Consider the following 25040-nt stretch of genomic DNA (forward strand, 5'->3'; position numbering starts at 1 on the left):
GTAAGCCTTTCCGACGCTGTTGTAAGAGGGGCCGACGAGGTACTCCCTTTGCGGCACACTGCGGTAATGCGGGTGAAGGGCCTGTTGCCATTTGCGGATCGATGGGGCATACGGGCGGCGATTCCTCCCCGGGACAGTCTTGGCTACTATCACGGACGCGCCGTGCTCCCACGAGCTGCGCGTATGGACTGCGAGGAATGATGACTGACAATTTGGAACGTTCCGGCCGCGTCGCACGCGGTGGCCTGCAGGTTGACGCTGCGCTGGCGCGCTTTGTCGAAGAACAGGTACTGCCGCCGGTGGGGCTGGATTCCGCGGCTTTCTGGAGCGGCTTTGCAGCGCTGGTGGGTGGCTTCGCCCCGCGCAACCGGGCGCTGCTGGCGAAGCGGGACGATCTTCAGGCCCGGATCGACGCATGGCATCTGGCCCGCGCCGGCAAGCCGATCGATCAGGGCGAATATCAGGCCTTCCTGCGCCAGATCGGCTATCTGGTTCCCGAACCGGGCGATTTCACGATCGGCACCAAGGGCGTCGATCCCGAAATCGCGACCATGGCGGGGCCGCAACTGGTCGTTCCCGTGCTCAACGCGCGCTTCCTGCTGAATGCCGCCAATGCCCGCTGGGGCAGCCTTTACGACGCCTTCTACGGCACCGATGCGCTGGATGCGGCGCCTGCACAGGGCAAGGTTTATGACCCGGTGCGTGGCGCAGCGGTGATCGCGGCCGGGCGCGCGTTTCTGGACAAGGCGCTGCCGCTGGCCGCAGGTTCCTGGACAGATGCGGAAACGGTCGATGCGCCGCTGTCCGATCCGTCGCAGTATGTGGGCGAGACGGCGAAGGGCCGTCTCTATCGCTCGAACGGGCTTGGCATCGAAATCGTCGTCGATCCATCGAGCCCGGTCGGTGCGACCGACAGGGCGGGCGTTGCCGATATCGTCCTGGAATCCGCGCTGACCACCATCGTCGATCTGGAAGATTCGGTCGCGACGGTCGATGCGGAGGACAAGCTGGCCGCCTATGCCAACTGGCTTGGCGTGATCCGCGGCGATTTGACCGAGACCTTCGAGAAGGGTGGCAAGACGCTGACCCGGGCGCTGGCGGACGACAAGACCGTCACCGTGGCCGGCGGCAAGTCGGTCGATCTGCCGGGGCGTTCGTTGCTGTTCATCCGCAATGTCGGCCACCTGATGACCAATCCGGCCATCCTGCTGCCCGATGGCAGCGAGATTCCCGAAGGGGTGATGGATGCCGTGCTGACCAGCGCGATCGGCAAGCAGGACGTCATGGGCCTCACCCGGTTCGGCAACAGCCGCGAAGGGTCCATCTACATCGTCAAGCCGAAGATGCATGGGCCGGAAGAGTGCGCCTTCACCAACGACCTGTTCGATGCCGTGGAAGACCTGCTGGGGCTGGAACGCCATACGATCAAGGTTGGCGTCATGGATGAGGAGCGGCGCACGTCGGCCAATCTTGCCGCCTGCATCCATGCCGTGAAGGACCGCATCGTCTTCATCAACACCGGCTTCCTCGACCGTACGGGGGACGAGATCCACACGTCGATGCGGGCGGGGCCGATGATCCGCAAGAATGCGATCAAGGCCTCTGCCTGGATCGCCGCTTACGAGAAGCGCAACGTTGCCATCGGCCTGGCGCACGGGCTTTCGGGCGTGGCGCAGATCGGCAAGGGCATGTGGGCCGCGCCGGACATGATGCGGGACATGCTGGAGCAGAAGATCGGCCATCCCCAAACCGGCGCCAACACCGCATGGGTGCCTTCGCCCACGGCGGCGACGCTGCATGCGATGCATTACCATCAGGTCGACGTGTTCGGCTTGCGGGAAGAGATCGCGCAGGGGGAGGTTCCGGGGCTCGACCTGCTGCTGCAGGTTCCGCTGGCCGACGGCGTGAACTGGTCCGAGGGCGAGATTCGCGAGGAACTGGAGAACAATGCGCAGGGCCTGCTCGGCTATGTCGTGCGCTGGATCGACCAGGGCGTCGGCTGCTCCAAGGTGCCGGACATCAACGATGTCGGCCTGATGGAAGACCGCGCCACCCTGCGCATTTCCAGCCAGCACATGGCCAACTGGCTGCTGCACGGGGTCTGCAGCAAGGCGCAGGTGATGGACGCGCTGCACCGCATGGCGGCCAAGGTCGATGCCCAGAACGCCGGCGATCCGCTCTATGAGCCGATGGCGGGCAACTGGGATACCTCCTTCGCTTTCCGCGCGGCCTGCGATCTGGTGTTCAAGGGCGTGGAACAGCCGAACGGCTATACCGAGCCGCTGCTCCATGCCTGGCGCCTGCGCAAGAAGGCCGAGGCGTCGACTATGGTGGATGCCTGATATCGGCCGAGTGGCGGTCTTAACTTCCTTTTGAAGCTTGGCGGATATGGTCCCCGGGTGTTGAGTTCCGGGGGCCGTATTCCATGAAGGAGCAGAAGATACTCGCCGGAAAGCGGACGCACATGGCTGTGCGACTGCGGGTGCGGGGTTCTGCGCGTGAAGGCGATGCCCATGTGACAGGCGCCAGCACGCGCGCGCTGCGCCTGTCGATGGCCACGCCGCCGGCGCGTGGGGAGATCGTCGAGGTCATGGTGGGCCGGCAGTCGCTGGTCGGCTGGGTGCGCTGGCGGATCGGCCGGCGTTGCGGCATCGGGCTGGCCGAGCCGATCAACGTGATCGCGCTGCTGGCGGGCGACGTGGTTCCCCTTGTGCTGCCGCCCGCAACGGAAATGGCCTTTCAGCCGCGCCGTACGTTGATGGCGGCGCTCGCCTCGGACGGGCCGATCCAGGGGCGCCTGCTTCAGGCGGTGGTCATCCTGGCGATCCTGACATGCGGCACGGCATGGGTTCTCCACGTCGCCGGCATGACGGGCTGACCGAAGACCCCGATTTCAACCAAATGCCCGTCAGGACAGTTCGCGCGCCACGCTGACGAATTCGGCAACCGAGAGTGTTTCCGCGCGGCGCTGCGCATCGATGCCTAGCCGTTCCAGCGCGGCCAGCGCGCCGGGAACCCCCTTCAGGCTCTGGCGCAGCATCTTGCGGCGCTGGCCGAAGGCGCCTTCCGTCACCCGTTCCAGTACGCGCATGGAAACGCCTTCGGGTGCCTCACCCGGGACCACGTGGATGATGGCGGACATCACCTTGGGCGGCGGGGTGAAGGCGCTGCGGTGCACTTTCAGCGCCAGCTTCGATTTCGAACGCCACTGGGCCAGCACGGCCAGGCGGCCATAGGCGGAGGTGTCGGGATCGGCGACGATGCGGCGGGCCACTTCCTCCTGGAACATCAGCGTCAGCGATTGCCACTGCGGCGGCCAGGATTCCCCCGAAAGCCAGCCGGTGAACAGCGCGGTGCCGACGTTGTAGGGCAGGTTGGAGGCGATATGGTAAGGCCCGTCGAACAGCGTCGCCGGGTCGATCTTCATCGCATCGCCCTCGATCACTTTCAGCTTGCCGGGAAACGCTGCCTCCAGTTCCGCAAGCGCGGGCAGGCAGCGGCGGTCCATCTCGATGGCGGTGACGTTCGCGCCGGCGCGCAGCAGCGCGCGGGTCAGGCCGCCGGGGCCGGGGCCGACTTCCAGCACGTTGGCGCCGTCGAGGCTGCCGGGGATCGCGGCGATCCGGTCCAGCAACTGCTCGTCGAACAGGAAGTTCTGGCCCAGCGCCTTGCTGGCCGAGAGTCCGTGCCTTGCGATCACTTCGCGCAGAGGGGGCAGAGTGGGGGTGGTCATGCGGTAATTCCTGCAGTGGCCCTGCGTGCGGCGCATTCGCCGGCCATGCGCAGGGCCGCGATCATCGCGCCCGCGCTGGCCACGCCCTTTCCGGCGATGGCGAAGGCGGTGCCGTGATCGGGGGAGGTGCGCACGATGGGCAGGCCCAGCGTGACGTTGACGCCGGCGTCGAAGTCCAGCGTCTTGATCGGGATCAGTGCCTGATCGTGATACATGCAAAGCGCCACGTCGAACCGGTCGCGCTCATGCGCGGCGAACAGGGCGTCCGCCGGATGCGGGCCGGTGACGGCAAGGCCCTCTGCCGCCAGCGCGGCGATGGCGGGCACGATGGTGTCGATTTCCTCGCGCCCCATGCGTCCGTCTTCGCCGGCATGGGGGTTGAGGCCGGTGATCGCGATGCGTGCGGGCGAAAGGCCGAAGTCCCGCGCCAGCGCGCGGGCGACGATCCGCGCCTTGCGCTCGATCAGGTCACGGGTGAGCAGCGTGGGCACTTGCGTCAGCGCCACGTGGACGGTCAGCGGCACCGTGCGCAAATTCGGGCCGGCCAGCATCATCACCGCATCGTCATGCGCCACGCCGCAGGCATCGGCGCAGAATTCGGTCTGCCCGGGCTGGGTGAAGCCCACTTCGGCCAGTTTCGACTTGGCGATGGGGCCGGTGACGATCGCACCCGCCGCGCCGGAAACCGCCAGCGCGGCGGCTTGAGTCAGCGAATGGAGCGCCAGTTCGGCACCTTCATGCGAAGGCTGGCCGAATTGAACCGGCGCATCCGCATCGCCCAGCACCGGCAGGCCGCTGGCGAAGGCACTCACGGCTTCGGCAGGATCGGCAATGCGGATCACCGGCAGGTCGATGCCGCGCGTGCGGGCGGCGGCGGCCAGAACCCGGCTGCCGCCCACCACGAAGAACGGGGCCAGTGCAGCCTCGCTGCGGCGGACCCAGCTTTCCGCGATCAGTTCCGGGGCGATCCCGGCAGGATCGCCCAGCGAAACGGCGAGCGGCGCCGCAGGCATGGCTTCGAAGCCGCTCATCAAGGGATCAGTTGTATTCGATGATCGCGTCACGCCGAAGGTCGCGCAGGTACATCTGCGCGCGCTTGTTGACGCGGTCGTCCTCGATCTGGGCCTGAAGCTGTTCGAAGCTGGGGCCCGAATCGACCTGCGGATCGTCGCGGCCGCAGAGCATCAGGATGCGCACGCCCTCGGTCAGCGAACCGAAGGGCGGCAGCGTCTCGCCGGGCGAGAGGTTGAGGATCGAGGTCTGGATCGGGCCGGGCAGATCGCGCGCCTTGACCTGGTCGTTGGTGACGACCTGCGCGCCGATGCCGGTGGCAACCTTGTCCACGTCGCCGCAACCCTTGGCGGTGGCGATGGCCTTGGCGAAGGCTTCGGCCTTGCCGTTGGCGTCCGCCTCGCTGATGCCCTTGGGGAAGTTGATCGAGATCTGCTTCAGCGACAGCACGGCGTCGCGCGGATCGGCGGTCAGCACCTGGCGCTTGTCGATCAGGTAGATGATGTCGAAACCGCCGGGCACTTCGACCGGGCCGACCAGCTGGCCGGGCTGCATGTCGCGCGCAGCGGTGGCCAGTTCGGCGGGCAGCTGGCCCAGGCGGATCCAGCCGAGGTCACCGCCGACCGCGGCGGTGGACGCCTGCGAATACTGGCGGGCATAGGCCACGAAGCTGCCGCCCTGCTTCAGCTGCTGCACGATCTGCATCGCGTTCTGGTAGACCTGCTGCGACGATTCGGGGGTCGAGGACAGGTAGATCTCGCCCAGGCGGTATTCGTCGGTGCCCTTGGCCGCCTTCATGCGCTCCAGCATTTCGTTCACTTCGTCGTCGGAGACGTTGATGAACGGTTGGACGTTGCGCTGCAGCAGGCGCTGCCACGAAAGCTCGCCACGGATCTGGCGCTTCAGCGATTCGGGCGAGGAGCCGACGCGCTTCAGGTAGCCGTCCATGGCCTTGGTATCCTGGCCGAAGTTCTGCGAGGCGACACGGGCATAAGTCTGCTCGATGTCCGCATCGTCCACCGTCACGTCGGCGGCCTTGGCGCCCTGGATCTGCAGGGTTTCGTCGATCAGGTTGCGCAGCACCTGAAGGCGCAGGCGCTTCTTCTCTTCCTCGTCGATCTTGCCCTGGTTCGCGGCCAGGATCAGCGCCAGGCGCTGGTCGACATCGGTACCGGTGATGATGTCGCCGTTAACCACGGCCGTGGCGCGGCGCAGGTTCGGGTTGTCGTTGCCGAAGATCTTGACGTCGTCGGGAATGACGATGTCGCCCTGTTCGGACGTGGAAGATGCCACCGGGGCTTCGGCCTGCGCGAACGCGGCCGTCGACGACGCGAGAGGGGAGAGGGCGGACGCGATTGCGCCACCGGCGATCGCGCAATTGCGTGCCGCGCGCTTGAACCTGCTACCTTGGATTGCTGTCACCGTGTTCTCTATCCCGTCTGCGACCGGTCATTCCCGGTCCCGGACACGGGGGCAAAGCGCCCCGCGCACGTTCTCCGGCCTATGTCGGCCTGCGGCTTAACCGAAACTGAGTGCGTCCGATAGCGGCTTTGGCATGGCCTGCCAACGCTCCGGACGCACCCGATCAACCAATTGATGCGTCTGTCGATACCTATGTCTGAAGTAAGCGGTCCGCCCTCAGCGTCGGCCTCAATGCACGCCGATGTTCTTGAGGGCGAAGTGAAGCTGGAAGGAATTGCCCTTGCGCGCGTCGCCGTTGGATACGTAGTCGCGGCGCCAGGTCAGCGCGATTTCAAGGCAATCGTCCTCATAGGCGAAGCCCAGACGCGTGCGCAGCGGCTGGAAACCGTCCGATCCGTTGGTGGGATCCTCGCTCTTGTCGGTCAGGTTAACGACCGCCGATCCGAACATCGACCAGTAGTTCGCAAAGGCCACGCGGCCGGCGGCGCGCACTTCCTCACGATCCTGAAGATCCTCGATCATGTTCGAGATGTTGCGGTCCAGCTTGGCGTAACCCATTTCGAAATAGGTCTGATTGCTGCCCAGCGAGAGGTCGAATTCGTTGCGGCGCCAGGCCAGCGTGTCCTTGTCCAGCCGGAAGCGGTGAATCACGCTGACGAAGTTGCGGTAGCGCACCTCGGTCCGGCCGACGAAGTCCGACACCTTGTCGGCAAGGCCGGTGCCGTCGGGCAGGATCTGCTCTTCGTTGCTGAGCCGGATGGACTGGCCCATCGTGCTCTTGATCCGCCAGCGCGGCCGCTCGAACGTCCAGTCGAACCCGTAGGTGAAGCGCACGCCATCCTCGAACCGGTCGTAACCGGGGAAGCGGTTGAGCGAGAAGAGGTTGGTATCCTCCAGTTCGATCGCGCGCGAATCCTCGTTGGGAATTTCCAGGTTGCGGATATGCGGCGTGGCGACCAACTGGATGCGCGGGGTGAGCACTTGCGTGCCGCCGAATACCTGCCCCACCAGCGGCCACTTCACGTCGGCCGCGGCCAGCGCGATCACGCGGCCCTGCCAGCCCGATTCGCCGCGGTAGAGCAGCGTGGTGGTCGTATCGTTCTCGTCCGAGTGGTAGACGTCGCCGCGAAGCAGGCCGGTCAGCACCAGTTCCTGGCCCATGCTGGTGACCTTGCGCAGCGACCACTGGGCGCTGGCGAAGGCGCGCTGGGTATCCTGCCCTTCCTTGCGGGAGATGCCCATGGTGTTCGCTTCCAGCTCGAACTTGCCGCCCAGCAGCGGGTCGTCGATGCGGCGGCGATAGTCGATCACCGGCAGGGCCACCGGCATCAGGCCCTGATCCTGCCCGGAACGCATGGTCTGCGTGGTGTATCCGGCGAAGGAGAAATAGCTGTCCTGATCGATCCGCTCGACCTCCACGCTGGAGCGCAGGCGGTCGTCGCGGCTGATGTCGTAACGGCGCAGGAACGTGCGGTCGGTGGCGCGGCGGATCGATGCGGTCACGCTCCAGGCGTCGTCCAGCTGGAACTTGCCGTTGGCGAAGAGGTAGCCGCGGAACGCGCGTTGGCGATTGGGATCGGGATTGGTGTCGTCAATCGAGATGCGGTTGCTCGACGTCGCATAGCCGGTGATCTGGTAGGCACCCAGATCGGTCAGCGCGCGATACTCGAACGAGGCCATCGGCGCGGATTTGGTGAAGACGTGCACCGTGCCGGTCAGATCGCGGTTGGGGGCGATCTTCCAGTAGTACGATTGTGCAACCTCGATCCCGTTGGACGGGCTGGACTTGATGTCGGGCACCAGGAAGCCGGAAACCGCGCCACCATTGGTGCTGACCGTCAGCCCCAGCAGCGGAATCTGCACTTTGCCGAAGAGTTCCAGCCGCGCGTCGGAAAAGCGGACGAGGCTCTTTTCCTCGCTGTAGACCACCGTCTTGGCCAGCACGCTCCAGGTCGGGCTCTTGGGGCATCCGCTGTCGTCGGCAACCGCGCAGCCGGTATAGGCGGCATGGTGCAGGACGACATCGCCGTTGGCCAGCCGTTCACCCTTGTTCGCCGCCAGTCGCGCGCCCTCGCGCAGCACCAGCAGCAGGTTTTCCATCGCGCCGGTCTTCAATTCGTCCGTCAGTTCCACCTGCTCGGTGAAGAGCTGGTTGCCGTTCTGATCGACCAGGCGGACGTTGCCGGTGCCGACGATCTGGCCGGTATTGCGATTCCAGGTGACGGTATCGGCGCGCACGGACTGCTTGTCTTTGCGCAGCACGACATTGCCCTTGGCGGTGACCGTTTCGCCGTTCTGATCGTATTCGACGGTGTCCGCCTCGAACGCGACGGGCACCTGGTCCGCAGTTTCTGCAGGAGGTGCCGGCGGCGCGCCCTGGATCGGAGTGGTATCCACCGGGCGCGTAAGGTCCTGCGCCGATGCCGTGCAAGGCAATGAAATGGAAGCAATTCCCACGGCCAGCAAGGGCAGTGGGAGGGAGAGCAAGCGCAATTTGCGGGCATGCAGCAGGGTCTGAGCGGCCGGGAGCATGGCTTGCCTATCGCACCGCCTGTGCCTAACTGCAATCCGCTGTTGCGGCGAAGCGCACAAGTCCGTCGCTCGCCCACGAGAATTCAGGAGATCCCATGAATATCCAGTTCCTTGACGCCGCTGCCGCCCCCACGGCGCGTCTGGTCGCCCGCTTCGTGAATCAGGACGCGATTCCCGCCGATCTGGAAGCCGTGCTGGTGGAAGGCGCGAAGGCTTCGCGCTTCGCCGGCAAGGCGGGGCAGGTGTTCGAGGGTTTCGTCGAGCGTGACGGCAAGATCGTGCGCGTGGCGCTGGCCGGAATTGGCTCCGCCGATGGCAAGGATCGCCGGGGCGCGATCGAGCGCGCGGGTGCCGGCGTGGTGGGCAAGTACCTGACCTCGGGCGAAACCGCCGTTACGCTGGACCTGACCGGCGCGGGCCTTTCGGCTGACGAGGCGGCGGGTGCTCTCCTGGGTGCGGTGCTGCGCGCATGGCGTCTCGACACCTATCGCACCAAGCTGGCCGATGACGCCAAGCCCAGCCTGGTGGACATCGCGGTGGTCGGCGCGCCCGAAGGCACCGAGGCGGTCTGGGCCGTGGAGCAGGCGATCGTTGCCGGCGTGTCCTTCACCCGCGAACTGGTGACCGAGCCGGCGAACGTGATCTATCCCGAATCCTTCGTCGCCCGCGTCGAGGCGAAAGTGGCGGGCAGCGGCCTCAAGGTGCGCGTGCTCGACGAGAAGGAAATGGCCGACCTGGGCATGGGTTCGCTGCTGGGCGTGGCGCAGGGTTCGGTCCGTCCCGCCCGCCTGCTGGTGCTGGAATGGCTGGGCGGCACGGCCGGTGAAGCGCCGGTCGCTTTCGTCGGCAAGGGCGTGACGTTCGACACCGGCGGCATCTCGATCAAGCCGGCGGCCGGCATGGAAGACATGAAGTGGGACATGGGCGGCGCCGGTGCGGTGGCCGGCACCATGCTCGCCCTTGCACTGCGCAAGGCCAAGGCCAATGTGATCGGCGTCTGCGGTCTTGTGGAAAACATGCCTGACGGCAATGCCCAGCGCCCCGGTGACGTCGTCACCTCTCTCTCGGGCCAGACCATCGAAGTGATCAACACCGACGCTGAAGGCCGCCTGGTGCTCTGCGACGCGCTGACCTGGGTGCAGCGTGAGTACAAGCCCGCGAAGGTGGTCGATCTCGCCACGCTGACCGGCGCGATCATCCTGTCGCTGGCGCACGAATACGCCGGCCTGTTCTCGAACAACGACGATCTTGCCGCGCAGCTGACCGCCGCTGGCGATGCCTCGGGCGACCGCCTGTGGCGGATGCCGATGGGCCCGAACTACGACAAGATGATCGACAGCCCGATTGCCGACATCAAGAACGTCGGCCCGCGCTTTGGCGGTTCGATCACCGCGGCGCAGTTCCTGCTGCGCTTCATCGAGAACGACACCCCGTGGGCGCACCTCGACATTGCCGGCACCGTGTGGACCGACAAGCCGGGCGCGACCTGGGACAAGGGCGCTTCGGGCTTCGGCGTGCGCCTGCTCGACCGCTTCGTGCGCGACAATCTCGAAGCCTGATCGATAAAGGCAGGGCCGCGACATGCGCGTCGATTTCTATCAGCTCAGTCGCGACCCCGCTGAAAGCGCTTTGGCGCTGATCGCCGGAAAGGTGGCGGGGAATGGCGAGCGTCTGCTCGTCGTCTCCGCCGACCTTGGCCAGCGCCAGCGGATCTGTCAGGCCCTGTGGTCCAGCGGCCCGGAGAGCTTCCTGGCCAACGGTTTCGCGGGTGAGGGCGGAGAGGATCGCCAGCCGATCCTCATTTCCGAAGCGCCGCAGCCTGCCAACGGCGCGAAGTTCATGGCCATTGCCGACGGCCAGTGGCGCGAGGGCGAGCAGCCCTTCGAACGCACCTTCTTCCTGTTCGACCAATCCACCCTCCAGCATGCACGCGATACCTGGCGCGCGCTGCGCGAGCGTGAGGGCGTGGAACACTATTACTGGAAACAGGACGGCGGGAGATGGGTTCAGGCCGGGTGATTTCGGAATGGACGAGGGGCATATGGATGATCCCTCCGAAACGACCGCAAGTTAATCGCGCCTGCCTTGCGAATTGCGCCGTACCCGGTTAGTTGCGCGCGCAACAATTCAAAACCCCCTCTCGCAAGGAACCTACCATGGCGGTTACCCGCACTTTCTCGATCATTAAGCCCGACGCCACCCGCCGCAACCTGACCGGCGGCGTGACCAAGCTGCTTGAAGAAGCCGGCCTGCGCGTCGTCGCTTCGAAGCGCATCCAGCTCTCGCAGGAGCAGGCTGAAGGCTTCTACGCCGTCCACAAGGAACGTCCCTTCTTCAACGACCTCGTGTCGTTCATGATCTCCGGCCCGGTGGTCGTGCAGGTTCTCGAAGGCGAAGACGCCGTGAAGACCAACCGCGACGTGATGGGCGCCACCAACCCGGCCGACGCTGCCGAAGGCACCATCCGCAAGACCTTCGCCGAATCGATCGAAGCCAACTCGGTCCACGGTTCGGACTCGGACGAGAACGCGGCGATCGAAATCGCCTACTTCTTCAAGCCGGAAGAAATCGTCGGCTGAAGCCAAGCTGTTTGACGAATGCGTGTAAGCGCATTCGTTGAGCGGCGCCGGCCCTCTCCCCCACCCGACCACCCTACGATAGTACCCTATGGGTGGTCGGGTGGGGGAGAGGGCCGGCGCCGCCATCCGGCGACAGCCGGATCAAACAAAGACAATGAGAAGGTCGTCCGTTTGGGCGGCCTTTTTGTTTTTGCTCGAAGGGTTTCGCTGATATCCATGGCCGGTCTCATGCGACTGGAGGCAGGCGATGAAGCAATTTTCCGGACTGAGCGTATTCCTGTTCCTTGCCGCCTGTTCAGGTGGCGGCGGTGCCGAACCCAGCCCTTCGGCCAGCCCCAGTGTGGAGGATACCGCCACCGAAGTGGTCACCGAAACCGTTGCCGCCACCGATGCGGCGCCCGTCGCGGTGGCGACGCCCAGCTTCGATTGCGCCAAGGCCGACGGCGATGCGCAGAAGCTGGTCTGTTCCACGCCCGAACTGGCGGCAATGGATCGCGAACTGATGCGGCTCTACGATCTTGCGCTTACCGGCCCGCACATCAGTGCGGCGCGCAAGTCGGAGCTGCAGGCCACCCAGCGCGGCTGGATCAAGGGCCGCGACGACTGCTGGAAGGCGGATGACAAGCCCGCCTGCGTGCGCGACCAGTACGCCATGCGCATCCACGAACTCCGCCAGGGCTATGCCGATGCCCGGGCCGATGATGCCAAAGGCGTGTCGAAGGGCCCCTTAGCGCTGGCCTGCAAGGGGCAGGACTTCCTGGTTTCGGTCACTTTCGTAAATACCGATCCCGGTGCAGTCTGGCTTTTCTGGCGCGATCAGGGGGTTGGACTGGCTCATGTCGTCAGCGCATCGGGCGCGCTCTACGAAGGGCAGAACTATGCCGGCAAGGCCAGCCTCTTCACCAAAGGTGACGACGCCATGCTGACATTGCCCGGCGACACCCAGAAGCAATGCCACTTCGACGAAATCGGCTGAGCGTCGCCAATTTCGATTTGGCCGCGCGCGCATCTTTGTTACCCTCCCGCTCAAGAGGAGAGAATAATGCAAGGCATGGGTGAGACGGGCGAAGCCTGTCCGTTCGAATTCAACTTCGATGCCACCAGCTTCAAGGTGGGCGATACCGTCAGCTACCGCGTGAACGGCAGCCTGGAAGGCTTTCCCTTCGTCGGCACGTTGGTGGAAGTGCATGACGACCACGTCCTGATCGCGGGTGACCCGCGCGAGCCCGACAAGCGCTATCGCGGCACGCGGGAGAGCCGGCCGCAAGTGGATTACTCGCAAATCTGAATTGTCCCGCCTTGCGCTTGATCTCGCGCAAAGTGGGCGGGGTGGGCGAGGGGTTAAAAGTAAGAGAATCGAGCGCAGAGGAGAGCCGATGACCTACAAGCCCCACGAACTCGCCGAGGAATTTCCCGAGGACATCGAAGTCCTCCAGCATCTGAAGGCCACGCGGGGCCATTTCGCGGTGCTGGTGGATCGCTACAACGAGGTCAACGGCAAGATAAACCGCATCGAGGAGCAGCTTGAGGCCGCTTCCGATGCGCGATTGGAAGACCTCAAGAAAGAGCGTCTGACCTTGCTGGACCAGATCGGTCGGATGATCCGCGATGCGCGGGCGGTCGGGGCTTGAACTGAGCAGTTCAGTCCGCTTCCGGCAGTGACCCGACTTTAACCGAATATCACCTCGTCGCCCCCGCGAAGGCGGGGGCCCCGCTTCCTGTGCGCTACGTCCCAAGAACAAGCGGGATCCCCGCCTTCGCGGGGATGACGGGGTCTTGGGGCGATAGGGAATAGGAGTGGGCGCCAAGTTTATGGCGCTTTCCCTGCCTCAGAACTGATCGGCCACATCCAGCAGCGCGGTCAGCTTCTTCGGCGCCACTGCCCGCCATGAACGCGAAAGCCAGTCCGCGATCGCGTCCCAGTCGTTCTCGCCCAGATCCAGGCGGATGCCCACCCAGCCGTCGCCGAAATAGGCGGGGCGGAAGTAACGATCCTCATCCTGCTCGATCAGCATGGTCTGCTCGTCCACGCCGCTGATCTTCACCAGCAGCGCGGTGCGGCCGTCGGCATGGTGGTTCGAGGTGAAGTAGGCGAACTTCTTGCCCTTCACGATGCCGAAGCAGGGCATGCCGTGGCTGGAGATCTCGTCGCTCTCCGGCAGAGCCATCGCGCGTTCGCGCACACGGTCCAGCAGCCACTCGGGCGAGGCTTCACGCGTCACGAGATCGGCCAGGCAGCGCGGATAGAGCTGGTGTTCGGCGAACAGTACCCGCGCTGCAAGGTCTTCCGCCGTATCGCCGGTATGGATCGCGACCGGAATCTGGCCGATCACCGGGCCTTCATCCAGTTCGGGGATGACGAGGTGGACGGTCACGCCGCCATGGCTGTCCCCGGCTTCGATCGCGCGCTGGTGGGTGTGGAGGCCGGTATACTTGGGCAGCAGCGAAGGGTGGATGTTGACCATCCGGCCTTGCCATTTGACCACGAATTCGTCGGTCAGGATGCGCATGTAGCCGGCGAGGGCCACCCACTGCGCGCCGGATTCGCGAATCGCTGCGTCCATCGCCGCATCGTGCTCGTCGCGGCTGAGGCCCTTGTGGCTGAGTGCGAAGGTCGGCACGCCTTCGACCTTGGCAAGTGCAAGGCCTCCGGCGTCCGGCTTGTTGCTGGCGACGAGGACGATCTCGTAAGGACAGTCCTCCAGCCGGCTGGCATAGAGCAGGGCAGCCATATTGGTGCCGCTGCCCGAAATGAGAACCGCGACTTTGGCCTTCTCAGGCAAGGTGGATCGCTTCCCAGTCCTCACGGGCGGACCATTCCTCGGCCTTGCCCTGCACGGTGCAGCCCTTGTCGCCCTCTTCGATCACGCCGATGACGTAGACCGTCTCCCCAGCGGCTTCGAGTTCGGCCTTGAGCGCGGCGACTTCTTCCGGCGAGACCGCCAGAACCATTCCGATGCCGCAGTTGAAGGTGCGGGCCATCTCGCCCGGCTCGATATTGCCCTGCGCCTGCAGGAACGCCATCAGGCGCGGCTGCGGCCAGGCGCCCACGTCGATGCGGGCGTGCAGGCCCTTGGGCAGCACGCGCGGGATGTTCTCCAGCAGGCCGCCGCCGGTGATGTGGGCCAGCGCATGGATGCGGCCCGCGCGGATGAACGGCAGCAGGCTCTTCACGTAGATGCGCGTGGGCGCGATCAGCGCGTCGATCAGCAGCGTGTCCGAATCGAACAGGGCCGGGCGGTCGAGCTTCCAGCCCTTGTCCTCTGCCAGACGGCGAACCAGCGAATAGCCGTTCGAGTGCACGCCGGAAGAGGCAAGGCCCAGCAGGATGTCGCCATCGGCAACCTTGTCGCCGGTCAGCTGCTCGCCGCGCTCCACCGCGCCCACGCAGAAGCCGGCCAGGTCGTAGTCGCCGGCGGCATACATGCCCGGCATTTCGGCGGTTTCGCCGCCGATCAGCGCGCAGCCCGACATCTTGCAGCCTTCGGCGATGCCGGCCACCACGCGCTCGGCCACGCCGTTCTCAAGCTTTCCGGTGGCGAAATAGTCCAGGAAGAAAAGGGGCTCCGCGCCCTGCACGATAAGGTCGTTCACGCACATGGCGACAAGGTCGATGCCGATATGGTCATGGCGGTCGTGGTCGATCGCCAGCTTGACCTTGGTGCCCACGCCGTCGTTCGCGGCGACCAGCAGCGGGTCCTTGTAGCCGGCGGCGCGCGGATCGAAGAATCCGCCGAAGCCGCCAAGCTCGGCATCGGCGCCGGGGCGTGCGGTGGATTTCGCCAGCGGGCCGATGGCCTTTACCAGCGCGTTTCCTGCGGCGATCGAGACGCCAGCCTGCTCGTAAGAGTAGCTCTTGGGTGAGTTATCGTCGGACATTGCGCGCCCCTATCGCTTTCCGGCTTGGATTTCCATTCCCGTTTGGGCAAAAGGCCAATCGGTTTCGACGATGGCGATGACGTTCCCCCAGAATTTCCGGCAATTGGCCGGCCACGACAAGGGTCGGCGCTGGACTGCGATGCGCGCAGCAGTGCTGCTTGGCGGCTGCGCGGCGCTTGGAACGGTCGGATTCGGGGCGTGGCGAATCGCTGCGCAAGTCGAAGGCGACAGAGGGATTCCCCCGCTCGCCAATTCCGAAGACATTCAGGTCAACGGCATTCAGGTCGACGTGACGGCCAAGACCGGCGCGGAAGCGCGACTCCAAGGCTGGAAGCAAGCCGAGAAGGAAGCCTGGAAGAAACTGGGCGGCCCGGACATGCCGGTCGAATCGATCGATGCCATGGTCTCCTCGGTGGTAATCGGGCAGGAACAGGTCGGCCCGCGCCGCTATATCGCCACGCTGGGCGTCATTTTCGACAAGGGCAAGGCGGGGCAGTTCGTGGGTGGCGGCGGTGCCGTGGCGCGGTCGGCGCCCTTGCTGCTGGTGCCGGTGCTCAATTCCGGCGGCGTGCAGCAGGTCTTCGAAGTGCGCGGCCCGTGGCAGAAGGCCTGGGCCGAGTTCCAGGCATCGCAAAGCCCGGTCGATTACGTTCGCCCTGTGGGTGCTGGCGGGGATTCGCTGCTGCTGACCGCCGGACAGGCGACTCGCCGCAGCCGCCTGTGGTGGCGCGGCGTGCTCGACCAGTTCGGCGCGACGGACGTGCTGATACCGGTCGCCCGGCTTGAGCGACAGTGGCCCGGCGGGCCGATCCACGGCACGTTCACCGCGCGCTACGGCCCGGACAATACCTATCTCGACAGTTTCGAGCTGGATGCCGCCAGCGATCAGGAACTGCCTGCCATGATGGCGAAGGCGGTGGACCGGATCGACGGCATCTATCGCACCGCGCTGGCAAGCGGGCAGTTGCGGCCCGATCCGACTCTGACGATGAGCCAGGCCGCGCTGGACCGCGCTTTTGCGGAACTGCGTGACAAGCTGATGCCCAAGGGCGGCACGCTGCCGGAAAGCGACATCGCGCCGCTGGTGCCCATCGCGCCCGTCGCTGCGCCGCCGCCGACTGCCGCCGCGCCGGTAGAGACCGTGTCGGTCCAGTTCGCCAGCCCCGACGCCGCATCGGTCGATGCCGCGCTGGCTGCCGTACGCGGCGCACCGGGCGTGAAGGGCGCGGCCACCGTCAGTCTGGCGATCGGTGGCATTTCCGTATTGCGGGTGAGCGCCGAAGGCGGCGCCGACCGGCTGGCTGCCGCCCTGCGTGCGCAGGGCTGGAAGGTTTCGGCAGGGGGCGGCGCGCTGAGGATCAGCCGCTAGAAGGTTTCGGGGGATGAGGCAGATACCACTTCCGCTGTCGACCGCGAGCGACAGCCCGCCGCGCATTGCCGTCGGCAATGCCAATGCGCATGCGGTGGACGCATTGCTGGAGCCGGGCCAGTGGCCGTTCCACGCCGCGATTCTTTCAGGCCCGCCGCGCTCGGGCAAGTCGCTACTGGCGCGTTGGTTCGTGGAGACCGGGCAGGGCGATGCGCTGGACGATGCGGACCGCATGGACGAGGACGCGGTATTCCACGCCTGGAACCGCGCGCAGGAAAGCCGCCGGCCTTTGCTGATCGTTGCCAGCCATCGCCGTGGCGAAGGCGAGGGGCGCTGGCAGGTGGCGCTGCCGGACTTGCGTTCGCGCCTTGGCGCCGCGCTGGAACTGGAAATCGACGCGCCCGATGAGGCGATGATGGCCGATCTGATCGACGTTCACGCGCAGATGCGCGGACTGCCGCTCGATCCCGCGGCGATCGACTACCTTGTACCGCGTGCGGAGCGTAGCCATCTGGGCGTCGAACGGCTGGTCGCCGCGATCGACCGTCTCAGTCTGGAACGCAAGCAGCCGCCCACACTGGCGATCTGGCGCGACGCGCTGGAAGAGGTTAAGGGCGGCGACACCAAGGGTACATGAACCATCGGATCACGCAGGTGACTTGCCATGCGGACCGTTTGATGGGAGATTCGCGCGATGCTGGGTAATCTCGTCCGCTATCTGGACTCGGTCGTCGCGCGCGACCCTGCACCGCGTTCGCGGTGGGAAGTGCTGCTCTATCCGGGCGTCTGGGCGCTGTTCTTTCACAAGATCGCGCACCGCCTGTTCCGTGCGGACCTGTTCTTCCTGGCGCGCGTGGTGAACCACATCTCCCGCTTCCTGACCGCGATCGACATCCATCCGGGTGCGACGATCGGCAAGAACTTCTTCATCGACCATGGCTTCACCGTGATCGGCGAAACGGCGGATATCGGCGATAACGTGACGATCTACCAGTGCGTGACGCTGGGCGGATCCAACCCCACCAACGGCAAGGGCGGCAAGCGCCACCCGACGCTGCTGGACAACGTGATCGTGGGCTCCGGCGCGCAGATCATCGGCCCCGTCACCGTGGGCAAGCGCGCCCGCGTGGGTGCCAGCGCGGTGGTGACCGAAGACGTGCCGGAAGGCGCGACGATGATCGGCGTCAAGGCCCGCTCCACGCTGGTGAAGGCGGAGACTTACGCCAAGGAATTCATGCCTTATGGCACGCCCTGCAAGGAGCCTTGCGAGCCGGTAGGCAGCCAGCGCGTGGACGAACTGGAAGAGCAGGTGGCCGCGCTGCGCGCGCAGGTCGATCAGCTGCTTCGTGCCCGCGAAGAAGAAAAGCACGCCGAACCGGTCGTGAAGGGCGTCTGACGGGCGGATGGCGGCAGGCCCCCACGGCGGTGCGAGTCCCCTTCCAGCAGGCGTAGTTGCCTTTCCCGGCCGCGTGCCGCTGCAGATCGGTTTCGACCGGCTGGAACTTCAGCGCATCCTCGATCTCTATGGCCGCATGGTGGCGGCGGGGATGTGGCGCGACTACGCGATGGATTTCGACAAGGACGCCGCCCAGTTCTCCGCCTTCCGCCGCGCGGCGGAGCGGCCGCAGGCGCGCATCGAAAAGCGCCCCGCCCTGCGTGCCAAGCAGGGCATGTGGACGCTGTTCGGCGAAGCGGGACAAATCCTCAAGCGCGGGCATGAGCTGGCCAACGTGCTCAGCCCGCTTGAGCGTAAGCTGCTGAAAGTGGTTGAGGACTGACGCTCAGGCGAAGGCGTGGTTCGCTTCCAGGTCGAAGTTTTGCGCGCGGGTAACCCCGTTGACGATCGCCAACAGGAACCACGCGGCGCAGATGCCGAAGATCAGCCGGACGATCATGAGGCCGGCGACTGCGGTGGGATAGGGAATGCGGGAGGCCACGTTGTCTGCAAGTTGGCCGATGATCCAGCATGCCCACCACGCGACCAGCCGATAGTCTGCCTGATCGTTATCGTTCGGCTCAAGGTGGCTACGTTCCCACAATTCGCGCATTGCCGAGAATGGCTTGAACAGGGTGGCGACGGGGATGAAGAACCAGCCCACCGACCAACCCGGCGTGTACTCCAGCGCCTCCAATCCCGCCGCGAAGAGATTGGCGTGGGCGCGATGGATCCACATGCCGACGGCGACGGCGCAAGCCAGAAGCAGGAGCAGCATCAGGATCGATATCGTCGTGTTGATGTCTGCCAGGTCCCTGCCGGACGCCACGGCCGCGCAAAGACCAACTGCAGCCATGGCGGCCACGCCGATATAGACCCACAGCATCACCTGCACCGCCTTCGTGCGCAGCCTCAATATCGCCAGGCCATGGGCAAGGCTCGTTTCCGTCATCTGCTTTTCCCGTCTGTCAGTTTGTCGTTGCGTGATCGGTCCGCCGATCAGGCGAAGATCGACGTCCCGTCCATCAGCGAGTCTTGCGCGGTGGTGATCCGGCGCACGATCACCGCCAGATAGCCCGCGGCAAGGCACCAGAAGGCCAGGCCGGCCAGGCTAAGTCCCAAGGCCAGCACCTTGGGCGTCATGATCTTGAATGGGGTCAGCAGGTTGATGAATGCGGTAATGAACTGCACGGTCATCAGCAGCGTTCCGGTCAGCAGGCAGGTCCACCATGTCGTGACCGTGCCGACGCTGGCACGCGCCTGATATTCGTCTTCCCCATGGCTGCGATTCCACAGTTCCCGCATCGTCGCGAAGGGGATGAACAGTTGCGCCACCGGCACGAAGACGCTGGCGACCGCCCAAAGCGGCCTTGCCACCAATCCCGACAGGCCGACATTGCGCAAATTGGTGATCGCCTTGTGAAACCACAGCAGGAACGCGACCGCGCCGATCAGGAAAAGGACGGTAGCGATGATAAGCGTGAACCCGGCGATCATCGCCCAGACCTGAAATTGGGGAGACCTGTAAAGTCCGCTGCGGATTATGTACTGCATCGCAACCATGGCCGGAACGAACACGATGCAGCACAGCGCACTGCCCGCCACGGCCACTTGCGTAACGATGGAATAGGTCTTCAGCCGCGCCTTGTCGCGCGGTGCAATCTGCCCCTGCATTGCCCTGTATTTCCCCGATTAAGTCGCATTCTCTGGAATTGTAGCGCGGGGAGGGGGTGGTCAATGTCGCCGTACAAAATTTAACCGTTGGATTTCAGCAGCAACGACAAGGCATGATGCGCCTGCTCCATACCGGTTTCGAGCACCCGGTCACCCGCCCGGTCGCGCACGCGATCCCACGCGGCGGCAAAGCCTTCGACGGTGAGCGCATCGCCTTCCAGCAGCACGCCCTGGTTCATGGTGATGAACACGCCCTGGCATACGCCGCCGCCCGCGGCGACGATGGCGTCGGTGGGGGCCTCCTTCGAAACAAGATAAAGCGCGGCGGGCACCACGGCCTCCGGCTCGAAAGCGGCATAGGCTTCATCCGGGAAGATATCGGCCGTCATCCGGGTGCCGGCGGTGGGGGCCAGCGAATTGACGCGGATGCCGTATTTGGCGCCTTCCATGCGCAAGGTGCGGGCCAGCCCCAGCACGCCGGCCTTGGCTGCGCCGTAGTTCGCCTGCCCGAAATTGCCGCCAAGGCCGCTGGAGCTGGTGGTCATCAGCACGCGGCCATAGTTCTGTTCGCGCATCGTTTCCCACACCGCCTTGGTGGCGCAGGCGCTTCCCAGCAGGTGGACGCGGACGACCAGTTCGAAATCGGCCATGTCCATCTTTGCGAATGTGCGATCGCGCAGGATGCCGGCGTTGTTGATCAGCACGTGAATGCCGCCCCAGGCCTCTTTTGCACGGGCAGCCATCGCCTCCATCTGCGCGAAATCGGAAACGTCGCCGCCATCGGCCATGGCCTCGCCGCCAAGTGCGCGGATTTCCTCGACAACGGAGAGGGCGGCGTCGGAATGGCCCGATCCGTCACGCGCCGTACCCAGGTCGTTCACCATCACTTTCGCGCCGCGCCGCGCCAGTTCCAGGGCATAGGCGCGGCCCAGGCCGTGACCGGCCCCGGTAACGATGGCAACTTGTCCGGCAAACGAGATGGTATCCTGCATCACGCCGAAATGGCAGGTTGGCGAACCGCCTTCAATTGCAAAGGTGGCATCGAACGGTCCCTCACACCTTGCCCCGAAGCGTTCTCGGGGCCATAGGCGCTTTGAAACGAATCTGCGCTCCGCGAAGCGAAAGGTCCCCAGATGAAAGTCCGCGTCCACGTCAGCCTCAAGCCCGGTGTTCTTGACCCGCAGGGCCGTGCGATCCACCACTCGCTCGAAGGCCTCGGCTTTGCAGGCGTCAACGACGTGCGCGCCGGCCGCCTGTTCGAGCTGGACGTTGCCGAAACCGTCACCGACGAAGCGCTTGACGACATGTGCAAGAAGCTTCTCGCCAACATGGTGATCGAGAACTACCGCATCGAGAAGGTCGCCTGATGTCGTTCCGCTCCGCTGTCGTCACGTTCCCGGGTTCCAACTGCGACCGCGATCTGGCGGTGGCGCTGGAGAAGATCTCGGGCAACGAATGCATCCGCGTTTGGCACGGCGATGCCGACCTGCCCGACAATCTGGACTTCATCGGCCTCCCCGGCGGCTTCTCCTATGGCGACTATCTGCGCTGCGGGGCGATCGCCTCGCGCTCGCCGGTGATGCGTGCCGTGATCGAGGCCGCCAATCGCGGCGTGCCGGTGTTCGGTGTGTGCAACGGCTTCCAGGTGCTGACCGAAAGCGGCCTGCTGCCGGGCGCGCTGCTGCGCAACTCGGGCATCCGCTTCGTCTGCCGCGACGTGACGCTGAAGGTGGAGAACGCGCAGTCGCTGTTCACCTCCGGCTACGAGGCCGGGCAGGAGATCTCGGTCCCCGTCGCTCACCACGACGGCAACTATCATGCCGACGAGGAAACGCTGAACCGACTTGAAGGCGAAGGCCGCGTGGCCTTCCGCTATGTCGACAACGTCAACGGATCGGCCCGCCAGATTGCCGGCGTGCTCAATGCCGCCGGTAACGTGTTGGGCATGATGCCGCACCCGGAACGCGCGATCGAGGCGACGCATGGCGGCACCGACGGCCGCGCGCTGTTCGAAAGCGCCATCCGCGGCATGGTTGGCGCCTGAAGACGCCGCTTTCCTATTTGACGGATCGAATGAACGCCCCCGGTTACCGGGGGCGTTTTTCGTTTTCCGACCCGCGCTTCGCCCAATAGGAGAAGTGGACGTAAATCGGGGCTTTTGCAGGCCCGTCTCCACCGAAACCGGCGGTTTGTCCTATGTATCCCTTCGCGGCCAACTTGTCGTAGAAGGCGCGCGTCTGGAAATCTTCCGTAAGCGACTGAGCTTGTGTGTTACTGATCGCTGCACGCAGGGCCACTTCGCAGAGGGTGGCGGCGCAGTGGACACGCAGGGTCTCGTCCTTGACCCCTCGGCCTTGTAGAATCCTTTTGTATTCCGCTGTGATAGTGCGCTCGGCAGGATCCGCCCATGCCGCGTCGCGCTGCTCGGTTCGAACCAGCCTGTACTTGTCGCCGGGAGAAATACTGGACGCAAACGTCCCGAGCATCGGATCCTCAGGCGTTGCGTCGGTAACCGACGAAGGTGCGGATTGCGTAAGCATCGTTGCGGTGACGACGCTGCCGACAAACGCGATTGCGATCATGGTTAAGATACCTCCAGCCAACCACAGCCGCCGCTTCGATGCGTCGGCCGGGATGCCATCTGGATCGTCTTCATCCCGCTGATCGAGATAGATTTTCTTGTCCCGATTTTCTTGTGCGGCCAGGATGCGTGCCAGTTCGCGGCTGCTGGCGATGCCGGTCTTGCGGCGCGCTTCGCGCAAGCGCTCGTTCACCGCGCCAACGGTGCGTTCGGTTTCGGTCGCAACGCTCTTGGCCGTGTGCCCTTGCGCGAACAGTCGAAGGATATGGAGTTCGGTCTCGCTCAGCTTCGAGAGGTCGATGGTCTCGTCGGACATGATCCGATGTTCAGCCAAAGCCACTCCGGCGCGCAATCACAATTAATTCGTGACGGGCGCCGGGTGAGACGCGAAGGACGAGTGGCCGCCGCCTTCAGGCCGCCGTCTGGTCGTGGACGAAGCTGCGGTTGTGGAACAGACCCAGCGCGTCCTTCGCGGCCATTGGGCGGCCGAAGTAGTAGCCCTGGATCTTGCGGCAGCCAAGCTGGCGGATCATCTCGACTTCCTTCTCGGTTTCCGCGCCTTCGGCCGTGGTCGACATGTCGAGGCTGTCTGCCATGGCGACGACCGCGCGGATGATCGCCAGGCTTTCGGCGTTTCCGGTTGCCGCGCCTTGCACGAAGGAGCGATCCACCTTGATGGTCGAGAAACGCAGCTTGCGCAGGTAGCCGAGCGAGGAATAGCCGGTGCCGAAATCGTCCAGCGCCACCTTGCACCCCAGCGCCATGACCTGCTCCAGCGCCGAACGGGCGAGGGTGGCGTCGCGCAGGAAGATGCTTTCGGTGACTTCCAGTTCGAGGCGGGAGGCGGTGAGGCCGCTCTGGGTGAGGGCGGCAACGACGCTGGCGGCGAAGTTGTGGTCCAGCAACTGCTCGCCCGAGACGTTGACCGCCACGCGTACGTGCTCCGGCCAGTTGGTCGCTTCCCGGCAGGCTTCCTTCAGTACCCATTCGCCGATCGGGACGATCAGGCGCGTGTCCTCTGCCAGCGGGATGAACTTGGCCGGGCTGACGAACCCGTGCTCCTTGCTGTTCCAGCGCAGCAGCGCCTCGAACGAGACCACGGCTTCGGTATCGGCATCGACCACCGGCTGGTAGTTGAGCGTGAATTCCTGCCGCTGAAGCGCATTGCGCAGCGAGAATTCCAGCTGGCGGCGTTCTTCCGCATGGGCGTGGAGCGCAGGTTCGTAAGTATAGTGGGCGTTGCCGCCGCCGTCCTTGGAGCGATAGAGCGCCAAATCCGCGTTACGCATCAGCGTCTCGACCGTCTGGCCATCGCGCGGGCCGATCGCCGAGCCGACAGAGGCACCGACGTAGAGCGTGTGATGGTCGACGTGGTAGGGCTGCGAGAGCGACTGGATAACGCGCTGCGCCACGCGGTTGACGTGTTCCAGATCGGTGGCGTCGCGGATCACGACCGCGAACTCGTCTCCGCCCAGGCGGCCGCAGAGTTCCTTGTCGGTCATCTGCCCCTTCAGCCGTTCGGACACGCGCGCCAGCAACTGGTCGCCGACCAGATGGCCAAGCGTATCGTTGACGGCCTTGAACCGATCAAGGTCGATCATCAGGAAGGCGCAGCGGGTACGCCACTGTTCGGCATAGCCCAGCGCTTCGCCCAGTGCCTCGGTCAGCATCAGGCGGTTGGGCAGGCCGGTGAGGGTGTCGTACCGGGCGAGCCAGGCGATCTTGTCGCTGTTCTCACGCGCTTCGGTCACGTCGGAGCCGACGCCGCGGAAGCCGTCGAACTGGCCGCTGTCGGAAACCTTCGGAGTGCCGGAAAGCTCCCACCAGCGCGGGCGGCCGTCGATGGTGACGCGCACCAGCAGGTTGGAGAAGCTTTCGCGACGCTTCAGGCGCTCGGCCAGATCGTGGAGGCTGGGCGGGAACTGTCCGCTGTCCCAAGCGGAACCGGCGATCAGCTGGATGAAGGGCACGCCTTCGATCTCCACCGCGTCACGCCCCAGGGCATAAGCGAAGCGCGGCGATACGGCGCGCACGCGGCGCGCGGTGTCGATCTGCCAGAGCCAGTCGGCCTCGCCCTCCTCGAACTCGCGCAGCAGCATGGAGACGACCTCATCCCGCTCATGCATCCCGGCTTCGGCCACTTTGGTGGAGAGGTACTGGCGCGCGCTTTCGACCGCGCCGGCAATGATCACGCCCACGAAGGCCAGGCCGACCAGCGCCATGTCGTAACTGCCGAAGACGATGAAGTAGCCGATGGTCGATCCGCCGACGATCGCCGTGAAGATCAGCGTGCCCAGCGGTACGCCCGGCACCAGCACGGCGCAGCCCGTCATCAGCATGGCCATCACGGCCCACAGCTTCACTTGCGCTTGAACGTCGATGAAGGGGCCGAAGGCACAGACCGGAATGGCCCAGACCACGGCCCGCGCGGCCATCGTCATCGCATGGCGGCGAATCTCGGCACTGGTGAGGCGGCGACGGTCGGCATCGGCAAGGCTGCCTTCCACTTGCGCGCCCCACAGGAGCGTCGCGCAGACGGCCACGACCCAGGCACCGATCGCAGCGGGATGCAAATGCCCGAACAGCACTGCGACGGTGGCGATCACCGCCGCCGCTTGCGTTGCGATTCGCGCCGGACGGCCGCGACCGAGGCAGGAATATTGGAGACCGCGAAGGCGTGCCCAGTCGCCCTCGGCCGGCTCGGAAAAGCCGAGCACGGCGAGGACGGGCAGCTCCTTCGGGAGCGCTTGAGGGGTTTGCGACCGTTTTTCCACGGACCGGGGCATAACCTTGGAAGGGTTATTACCAGGTAAACCTTCCATGGC

25 protein-coding genes are annotated in these 25040 nt (G+C 65.2%); 14 read left to right on the forward strand and 11 right to left on the reverse strand.

What is annotated here, in order from left to right:
- The first annotated feature begins 200 nt into the window (after nucleotides 1-200).
- Complete coding sequence (locus WBP06_RS04685; protein ID WP_395332348.1) at nucleotides 201-2342, forward strand: malate synthase G; 2142 nt, start codon at nucleotides 201-203, stop codon at nucleotides 2340-2342.
- A gap of 83 nt (nucleotides 2343-2425) precedes the next feature.
- Nucleotides 2426-2878 (forward strand): hypothetical protein, encoded by a 453-nt coding sequence (locus WBP06_RS04690; protein ID WP_395332350.1) that lies wholly within the window; start codon nucleotides 2426-2428, stop codon nucleotides 2876-2878.
- A gap of 30 nt (nucleotides 2879-2908) precedes the next feature.
- Here WBP06_RS04690 and rsmA read toward each other — a convergent pair whose 3' ends face one another.
- The 4 genes from rsmA to WBP06_RS04710 form a co-directional block, all read right to left on the reverse strand.
- Nucleotides 2909-3733, reverse strand: a complete 825-nt coding sequence (gene rsmA, locus WBP06_RS04695) for a 16S rRNA (adenine(1518)-N(6)/adenine(1519)-N(6))-dimethyltransferase RsmA (protein ID WP_395332352.1) — start codon at nucleotides 3731-3733, stop codon at nucleotides 2909-2911.
- Nucleotides 3730-4764: a 4-hydroxythreonine-4-phosphate dehydrogenase PdxA gene (gene pdxA, locus WBP06_RS04700; RefSeq protein WP_395332354.1), complete on the reverse strand. Its 1035-nt coding sequence runs from the start codon at nucleotides 4762-4764 to the stop codon at nucleotides 3730-3732. The genes rsmA and pdxA overlap by 4 nt, the downstream gene beginning before the upstream one ends.
- Nucleotides 4765-4771: 7 nt before the next feature.
- Nucleotides 4772-6157 (reverse strand): peptidylprolyl isomerase, encoded by a 1386-nt coding sequence (locus tag WBP06_RS04705; protein ID WP_395334033.1) that lies wholly within the window; start codon nucleotides 6155-6157, stop codon nucleotides 4772-4774.
- Nucleotides 6158-6394: 237 nt separating this feature from the next.
- On the reverse strand, nucleotides 6395-8698 hold the full coding sequence (locus WBP06_RS04710) for an LPS-assembly protein LptD (RefSeq protein WP_395332356.1): 2304 nt from the start codon (nucleotides 8696-8698) through the stop codon (nucleotides 6395-6397).
- Nucleotides 8699-8793: 95 nt separating this feature from the next.
- Between WBP06_RS04710 and WBP06_RS04715 the strand changes: the two genes are divergently transcribed.
- From WBP06_RS04715 to WBP06_RS04740, 6 genes are all read left to right on the forward strand, one after another.
- Nucleotides 8794-10257, forward strand: a complete 1464-nt coding sequence (locus WBP06_RS04715; protein WP_395332358.1) for a leucyl aminopeptidase — start codon at nucleotides 8794-8796, stop codon at nucleotides 10255-10257.
- A gap of 22 nt (nucleotides 10258-10279) precedes the next feature.
- A complete protein-coding gene (locus WBP06_RS04720) occupies nucleotides 10280-10717 on the forward strand; it encodes a DNA polymerase III subunit chi (RefSeq protein WP_395332360.1) in 438 nt (145 codons plus the stop codon).
- A 137-nt stretch (nucleotides 10718-10854) separates the two neighbouring features.
- A complete protein-coding gene (ndk, locus tag WBP06_RS04725) occupies nucleotides 10855-11277 on the forward strand; it encodes a nucleoside-diphosphate kinase (protein WP_054440762.1) in 423 nt (140 codons plus the stop codon).
- Between the two features lie 247 nt (nucleotides 11278-11524).
- On the forward strand, nucleotides 11525-12253 hold the full coding sequence (locus tag WBP06_RS04730; protein ID WP_395332363.1) for an MliC family protein: 729 nt from the start codon (nucleotides 11525-11527) through the stop codon (nucleotides 12251-12253).
- 66 nt (nucleotides 12254-12319) lie between these two features.
- Entirely contained in the window at nucleotides 12320-12565 is a 246-nt protein-coding gene (locus WBP06_RS04735) for a hypothetical protein (protein WP_395332365.1), read from the forward strand.
- An 88-nt stretch (nucleotides 12566-12653) separates the two neighbouring features.
- Nucleotides 12654-12908, forward strand: coding sequence for a YdcH family protein (locus WBP06_RS04740; RefSeq protein ID WP_395332367.1), 255 nt, complete (start codon nucleotides 12654-12656; stop codon nucleotides 12906-12908).
- A 198-nt stretch (nucleotides 12909-13106) separates the two neighbouring features.
- On the opposite strand, the gene purN is transcribed toward WBP06_RS04740, so the two are convergent.
- Both purN and purM read right to left on the reverse strand, forming a co-directional pair.
- Nucleotides 13107-14060, reverse strand: coding sequence for a phosphoribosylglycinamide formyltransferase (gene purN / locus WBP06_RS04745; protein ID WP_395332369.1), 954 nt, complete (start codon nucleotides 14058-14060; stop codon nucleotides 13107-13109).
- Nucleotides 14053-15156, reverse strand: coding sequence for a phosphoribosylformylglycinamidine cyclo-ligase (gene purM / locus WBP06_RS04750; RefSeq protein WP_395332371.1), 1104 nt, complete (start codon nucleotides 15154-15156; stop codon nucleotides 14053-14055). Before purM ends, purN begins: the two co-directional genes overlap by 8 nt.
- A gap of 70 nt (nucleotides 15157-15226) precedes the next feature.
- On the opposite strand from purM, the gene WBP06_RS04755 reads away from it, so the two are divergent.
- The 4 genes from WBP06_RS04755 to WBP06_RS04770 are packed head-to-tail and all read left to right on the forward strand — an operon-like array spanning nucleotide 15227 to nucleotide 18303.
- Entirely contained in the window at nucleotides 15227-16525 is a 1299-nt protein-coding gene (locus tag WBP06_RS04755; RefSeq protein ID WP_395332373.1) for a heavy-metal-associated domain-containing protein, read from the forward strand.
- Nucleotides 16526-16538: 13 nt separating this feature from the next.
- Nucleotides 16539-17162, forward strand: coding sequence for an ATPase (locus WBP06_RS04760; protein WP_395332375.1), 624 nt, complete (start codon nucleotides 16539-16541; stop codon nucleotides 17160-17162).
- A gap of 57 nt (nucleotides 17163-17219) precedes the next feature.
- Nucleotides 17220-17921: a serine O-acetyltransferase EpsC gene (epsC, locus tag WBP06_RS04765; RefSeq protein ID WP_395332377.1), complete on the forward strand. Its 702-nt coding sequence runs from the start codon at nucleotides 17220-17222 to the stop codon at nucleotides 17919-17921.
- Between the two features lie 7 nt (nucleotides 17922-17928).
- Nucleotides 17929-18303, forward strand: a complete 375-nt coding sequence (locus WBP06_RS04770; protein ID WP_395332379.1) for a DUF2794 domain-containing protein — start codon at nucleotides 17929-17931, stop codon at nucleotides 18301-18303.
- Nucleotides 18304-18306: 3 nt separating this feature from the next.
- Here the strand turns inward: WBP06_RS04770 and WBP06_RS04775 are convergent, their stop codons facing one another.
- The 3 genes from WBP06_RS04775 to WBP06_RS04785 all read right to left on the reverse strand — a co-directional run bounded on the left by WBP06_RS04775 (nucleotide 18307) and on the right by WBP06_RS04785 (nucleotide 20626).
- Entirely contained in the window at nucleotides 18307-18912 is a 606-nt protein-coding gene (locus tag WBP06_RS04775) for a DUF4328 domain-containing protein (RefSeq protein WP_395332381.1), read from the reverse strand.
- A 47-nt stretch (nucleotides 18913-18959) separates the two neighbouring features.
- The gene (locus WBP06_RS04780) at nucleotides 18960-19634 is read right to left on the reverse strand and encodes a DUF4328 domain-containing protein (protein WP_395332383.1); all 675 of its coding nucleotides are present in this window, start codon (nucleotides 19632-19634) and stop codon (nucleotides 18960-18962) included.
- Nucleotides 19635-19714: 80 nt separating this feature from the next.
- Nucleotides 19715-20626 carry an SDR family NAD(P)-dependent oxidoreductase gene (locus WBP06_RS04785; RefSeq protein WP_395332385.1) on the reverse strand — a complete coding sequence of 304 codons (912 nt, stop codon included), beginning with the start codon at nucleotides 20624-20626 and terminating at the stop codon, nucleotides 19715-19717.
- A 141-nt stretch (nucleotides 20627-20767) separates the two neighbouring features.
- Between WBP06_RS04785 and purS the strand changes: the two genes are divergently transcribed.
- Both purS and purQ read left to right on the forward strand, forming a co-directional pair.
- Nucleotides 20768-21001: a phosphoribosylformylglycinamidine synthase subunit PurS gene (gene purS / locus WBP06_RS04790; protein WP_142634639.1), complete on the forward strand. Its 234-nt coding sequence runs from the start codon at nucleotides 20768-20770 to the stop codon at nucleotides 20999-21001.
- Entirely contained in the window at nucleotides 21001-21678 is a 678-nt protein-coding gene (purQ, locus tag WBP06_RS04795; RefSeq protein ID WP_395332388.1) for a phosphoribosylformylglycinamidine synthase subunit PurQ, read from the forward strand. The genes purS and purQ overlap by 1 nt, the downstream gene beginning before the upstream one ends.
- Before the next feature lie 43 nt (nucleotides 21679-21721).
- Here purQ and WBP06_RS04800 read toward each other — a convergent pair whose 3' ends face one another.
- On the reverse strand, nucleotides 21722-22531 hold the full coding sequence (locus WBP06_RS04800; RefSeq protein WP_395332390.1) for a helix-turn-helix transcriptional regulator: 810 nt from the start codon (nucleotides 22529-22531) through the stop codon (nucleotides 21722-21724).
- Between the two features lie 94 nt (nucleotides 22532-22625).
- Nucleotides 22626-25001: a putative bifunctional diguanylate cyclase/phosphodiesterase gene (locus tag WBP06_RS04805; RefSeq protein WP_395332392.1), complete on the reverse strand. Its 2376-nt coding sequence runs from the start codon at nucleotides 24999-25001 to the stop codon at nucleotides 22626-22628.
- Nucleotides 25002-25040 lie beyond the last annotated feature (39 nt).

The sequence above is a fragment of the Novosphingobium mississippiense genome, assembly GCF_044029535.1.
Classification (GTDB): Bacteria; Pseudomonadota; Alphaproteobacteria; order Sphingomonadales; family Sphingomonadaceae; genus Novosphingobium.